Raw genomic sequence first — 5,044 nt, 5'->3', positions numbered from 1 at the left:
GGGTCTGCCGTATTGGTAAACGCCAGCAGGCGCTCGCCCTCCACCCGCGTGCAGAGGCCGTCGCGGCGGAAACGGGCGGTGATCACCGCGTCCATGGGGTAGCCGGCCGCCAGCCCCATGGAGAGGGCGAAGGCGCCCACGCCCGGCACGTTGAAGAGCGGGCGCATCAGCGGCTCCAGGAGCACGCCCAGGCCGTGGACCACACCCAGCCCCAGCATCAGCTCCGAGACGACGAAGAAGGGGAGCAGCGAGGGGAAGACCATGTCCAGGAAGACGTGGAAGCCGTCGGCGGCGGCCTCGAAGGCCTCCTTGGGGTAGACGGCCAGGAGGGCGGTGGCGCTCACCACCAGCGCCGCCAGCAGTGCGGCGGTCAGGTTGCGGCGGTTCTCGCGCTTCGGACGCACGGCATCGGCCCTCTCCGGGCGCGGCCCCTCCGCCCCGGGGCGTCGGGCGGCGCGACCCGGGGCCACTCTATGGCCGGTCCGGCGGGGGTATGCGGGGCCGGCAGGACGCGGTACAGGAACACCCGGATGGGGGGTTGACCACGATGACAAGGAGAGCGTACCGGCAGGGCGCAGTGACGGCGGTGGCGGCCTCTTTCCTTCTGGCGCTCACCACGTCCTGTACCGTGGTACACCGAAGTCTCGTCGAGCCTGAGCACCTGCCGGTGAAGCCCGTCAAGCAGGCGGACCAGTCCGCCGGACAGGCCCAACCCACATACCTGCCCGTCGCGGCGGGCAGGACCGGCAGGGCCCAGCGCGCTGCGCGCCGCCGTCTTCGACGGCACCCGGGGTGTGGGCGAAAGCCCTCGCGGTCGCCCTGTCACCGGAGTCCTGGAGGCGGCGCTCCCCCTTGGCCCGCTACCGCCCGCCCGAAAGCGCGACTCCCCGGCCCGCCAGCGGCGCGGCGACGGGCGACCGAGGTGCGGCAGAGCCCCTTCGGCGGGGCGGTCGGCACCTCCTACCGACCGAAGCCCAGGCGATAGACCAGCTCCCCCCCGGAGAGACCGGCCGTCAGGACCATCAAGAACGCCAGGGCGAGGCCGGCCCAGGCCAGCCACCCCTCCCAGCTCCGGCCCGCCCGCCGCACACGGTGGCGGTAGAACGCGAGCCCCACCAGCAGCACCATGGCGAAGAGGCCCCGCTGCATGTGCTCGGCCACGGCGCCGGCCACGCCGCCGGCCTCCTCGCCGGCCAGGAGGCTCGAGAGAGGCACGCCGCCCGCCACGGCCGCCAGGAAGCCGGCGGCCACGGTCAGGACCGAGCTGATCGCGGAGAGGTCGAGGAGCAGCGCCGAGGCGCGCTCCAGCCAGCTCTCCCGGCGGATCCGCCAGAGGACCTCCACGAGGAGCATGGTCAGGAAGAGGGCGATGGGGAAGTGCACGAGCATGGGGTGCAGCTCCACCGGGTTCACGGGGGCTCTCTCCTTTTGGATCACGGGTACGGACTCCTCTCCGGTACCCCGCGCCCGTGATCCTCTCCTGAAGGCTTCCTGAGAGGGGGATGAGAAAGCGGGGACGGACGTGCGCCGCCCGGCGCGCCGCCTCGCACGCCCCGGGCGGCCGCGCATGGATGGCCCGGGGGCGTGTGAAGCTAGGCGCAGATCCTCCACCCGCTTTCGGGGCGAAGGGGGGCGAAGAGGATCCTTCTCGCCGCCCTGCTGGCCGCCGGGCTGGTGCTGCTCGCCTGCGCGGCCGCCCTCGTCCTGGGCGGCAGGCGGCTCCTCGACCGCCTGGTCGACCGCCTCCTCGTCCGCCTGTTGAGCGACCGCTACGACGAGAACCTCTGGGACCTCGTCATCGGCATCACGCGCATGGGGCCGCACGTCCTCTTCGAGACGGAGCTGCGCGCCGAGACGGGCCGGGTGCTGCGGCGTCCGCTGGGCAGCCTGGTCCGGGTCGAGGTGCTGAGCGGCCTCGCCTTCAACCCGGCGCAGCTGGTCCGCCTTCCCGCCCCGCCGGACGCGCCCGTCGACCTCTCCACCACCCTGGGCCCGCGCGCGCCGCGACCGCTGCGCGTCGACTTTCCCGTCCTGGTGGCCGGCATGGCCTACGGCTTCGGCGTCCACCGCCAAGTCGCCCTGGCCCTCGCCCGCGGCGCCGAGCAGGCCGGCACGGCTTACAACGCCGGCGGAGGCCCGCTCCTGGAGGAGGTGGCCTCCGCCAACCGCCGCCTGGTCCTCCAGTACGCCGGCGGCGCCTGGACGCGAAACCCGGAGCGGCTCGGGCGGGCGCAGATGGTGGAGATCCGCCTCGGGCACGGCGGCCGCGCCGCGACGGGACGCATCCTGGCCGCCGGGGAGGTGCCCGAGGAAGTCCGGCGCGCCCTCGGCGGGGCCGAGGAACAGGGGGAGCCGCTGCGCATCGAGGCGCCGCTGCCGGGCACGACGACGCCGCGCCAGCTGCGCCGCCTAGTCGCCCGCCTGCGGGGCGTGACGGGCGGCGCCCCGGTGGCCGTCAAGCTGGTGGCCACCGACGACCTGGAGCTGGAGGTGCTGGCGCTCCTCGACGCCGGCGTCGACGTGCTGGTGATCGACGGCAGCGAGGGCGGCACGCGCGCCTCCCCGCCCGTCCTGCAGGACGACTTCGGCCTGCCCACCGCCCACGCCCTGGCCCGGGTCACGCGCCTCCTGGAGCGGGTGGGCGCGCGGGGCGAGGTCAGCCTGGTGATGAGCGGCGGCCTGCGGACGCCGGGCGAGGTCCTGAAGGCGATCGCGCTGGGCGCCGACGCCGCCTACCTGGGGACGGCGGTCCTGATGGCGGCCACGCACGGGCAGATCTCCAAGTCGGTGCCGGTGGAGCCGGTGACGCAGATCGCCTGGTCGGACGGGCGTCTGGCCGCCCGCTTCGACACCGAGAAGGGGGCGCGGACGGTGGCCGCCTTCCTGCGCGCCTTCCGCGAGGAGATGGAGGAAGCGCTGCGCGCCCTGGGCTATCGGCGCATCGGCCAGCTGAGCCGCGCCGACCTGGTGGCGCGCGACCCCCTGGCGGCGGAGGTCTTCGGCCTTCCGGTCGCCTGGCGGGCACCCGCCGGCCTCCCGGACGGCCTGCCGCCCACCGGCGGACAGGGCATAGCCGCCCGGGAGCGCAGGCATCTTAGCCGGTGACCATGAACGCCACGGAGAGCATGCGGCGATGGAGCCGGCTGGGGGACGACGCGCGGCGCCTCCGCCTCCAGACGGAGCGCGCGCTCCACGCGCTCGAGACGCTGCGCGCCGGCGAGCCGATGGACGCCGAGCCGGCCGCCGTCGAGGCGCGCCTCCGCCTCCTGCTGGCGGGCGCGCCCGACTTGGCGGCGCGCCCGCTGCGGCTGGGCTCCCGGCCGGCGACGCTCTTCTTTCTCGAGGAGATGGTGGACGAGAGCCGCATGGAGCGCCTCCTGGTGGCGCTTCTGGAGCAGGGCGGCCCGCCGGCCGCCGCGGCCGGACCGTCGGAGGTGCGCCAGCGCCTCCTGGGCGGCAGCCGGCTCCGCCCGGCCCGCACCTACGGGGAGGCGGCGCAGGCGCTGGCCGACGGCCAGGCGCTGCTGACGGCCGCCGGCTGGCGGGAGGGTCTCCTCCTGGCCCTGGAGCATGTGAAGCGGCGCAGCCTGGAGGAGCCCAAGGCGGAGAGCGTCGTCCGCGGCCCGCGCGAGGGCTTCATCGAGGACCTGGAGACCAACCTGGCCCTGGTGCGCGCCCGCCTGCGCGACCCCGGGCTGCGCGTGGTCGAACTCCGCCTGGGCCGCCGCACCCGGACGCGCGTCGCCGTGCTCTACCTGGTCGACCTGGCCAGCGTCGCCCTGGTGGACGAGGTGCTGGCCCGCCTGCGGCGCATCGACCTGGACGGCATCCTGGAGAGCGCCTACATCGAGGAGCTGATCGAGGACGACCCCTACTCGCTCTTCCCTCAGATGCTGCACAGCGAGCGTCCGGACGTGGTGGTGGCCCAGCTGCTGGAGGGGCGCGTCGCCGTCCTGACCGACGGCACCCCCTTCGCCCTCATGGCCCCTGCCACGCTCTGGTCGTTGCTCCAGGCCAACGAGGACTACTACGAGCGCTTCTGGATCGGCGTCGCCATCCGCGTCCTGCGGCTGGTCCTGGTCTTCCTGGCGCTGGTCCTGCCGGGCCTCTACGTGGCCGTCACCACCTTCCACCAGGAGATGATCCCCACGGCGCTGCTCCTGCGGCTGGCGGCGGCGCGCGAGGGCGTCCCCTTCCCGGCCATGGTGGAGGCGCTGATCATGGAGGGCACCTTCGAGATCCTGCGCGAGGCGGGCGTCCGCCTGCCGCGCCAGATCGGGCAGGCGCTCAGCATCGTGGGCGCGCTGGTCATCGGCAGCGCCGCCGTCCAGGCTGACATCGTCTCCGCCCCCATGGTGGTGGTGGTGGCCATGACGGGCATCGCCTCCTTCGCCCTGCCCCACTACAACCTGGCCATCGCCCTGCGCATCCTCCGCTTCGAGCTGATCATCCTGGGCGGCGCGCTGGGCCTCTACGGGCTGATGCTCGGCCTGCTGGCCACGCTGGTCCACCTCAGCTCGCTCCGCTCCTTCGGGGTTCCCTACCTGGCCCCCGTGGCGCCCCTGAGCCTGCAGGGGCTGAGGGACGCCCTCCTCCTCCTCCCCCACTGGGCGGTGGCGCGGCGCCCGGCGGACGTGGAGCCGCACGATCCGGTGCGCAGTGGTAGCGGCCTGAAGCCGCGGCCTCCGGTCCCGCTGGCGGTCACGGCAGGAAGGAGGCACGAGGAGTGAGCCCGCGCACGCGCGGCGAGCAGATCACCGCCTGGCAGCTCTTCCTCCTGGAGTACGGCCTGGTGGTCGCCTCGGCCCAGCTCTACCTGATCGGGGTCAGCGCGCGCGCCGCCGGCCGCGACGCCTGGCTGGTCGCCCCCCTGGCCGCGCTGGCCGGGCTGGCCGTCCTTCTCCTTCTCCTGCCGCTCCAGCGCAGGTACCCCGGCGAGAGCCTGGTCGCCGCGGCGCGCCACCTGCCGCCGGTCCTCCGGCAGCTGGTCCCTTTGCCGTTCCTTCTCTGGCTGACGCACTCCACCGGCGTCCTGACCAACGAG

Annotated in this window: 5 protein-coding genes; 3 read left to right on the top strand and 2 right to left on the bottom strand. The window is 74.5% G+C overall.

Annotated features, from left to right (window positions below; all coding sequences use genetic code 11):
* Both K6U79_10995 and K6U79_10990 read right to left on the bottom strand, forming a co-directional pair.
* A partial coding sequence (locus tag K6U79_10995; GenBank protein MCL6522878.1) for a sporulation integral membrane protein YlbJ occupies nt 1–404 on the bottom strand: 404 nt, incomplete at its 3' end.
* Nucleotides 405–960: 556 nt separating this feature from the next.
* A complete protein-coding gene (locus tag K6U79_10990) occupies nt 961–1,413 on the bottom strand; it encodes a hypothetical protein (GenBank protein MCL6522877.1) in 453 nt (150 codons plus the stop codon).
* 228 nt (nt 1,414–1,641) lie between these two features.
* On the opposite strand from K6U79_10990, the gene K6U79_10985 reads away from it, so the two are divergent.
* From K6U79_10985 to K6U79_10975, 3 genes are all read left to right on the top strand, one after another.
* Complete coding sequence (locus K6U79_10985; GenBank protein MCL6522876.1) at nt 1,642–3,105, top strand: FMN-binding glutamate synthase family protein; 1,464 nt, start codon at nt 1,642–1,644, stop codon at nt 3,103–3,105.
* A 20-nt stretch (nt 3,106–3,125) separates the two neighbouring features.
* Nucleotides 3,126–4,730 carry a spore germination protein gene (locus tag K6U79_10980; GenBank protein MCL6522875.1) on the top strand — a complete coding sequence of 535 codons (1,605 nt, stop codon included), beginning with the start codon at nt 3,126–3,128 and terminating at the stop codon, nt 4,728–4,730.
* A partial coding sequence (locus K6U79_10975; protein ID MCL6522874.1) for a GerAB/ArcD/ProY family transporter occupies nt 4,727–5,044 on the top strand: 318 nt, incomplete at its 3' end. The genes K6U79_10980 and K6U79_10975, both read left to right, overlap by 4 nt.

It is taken from the genome of Bacillota bacterium, from assembly GCA_023511835.1.
GTDB lineage: Bacteria > Bacillota > Sulfobacillia > JAIMAT01 > JAIMAT01 > JAIMAT01.
This window is presented reverse-complemented; position numbering and strand designations above follow the sequence as displayed.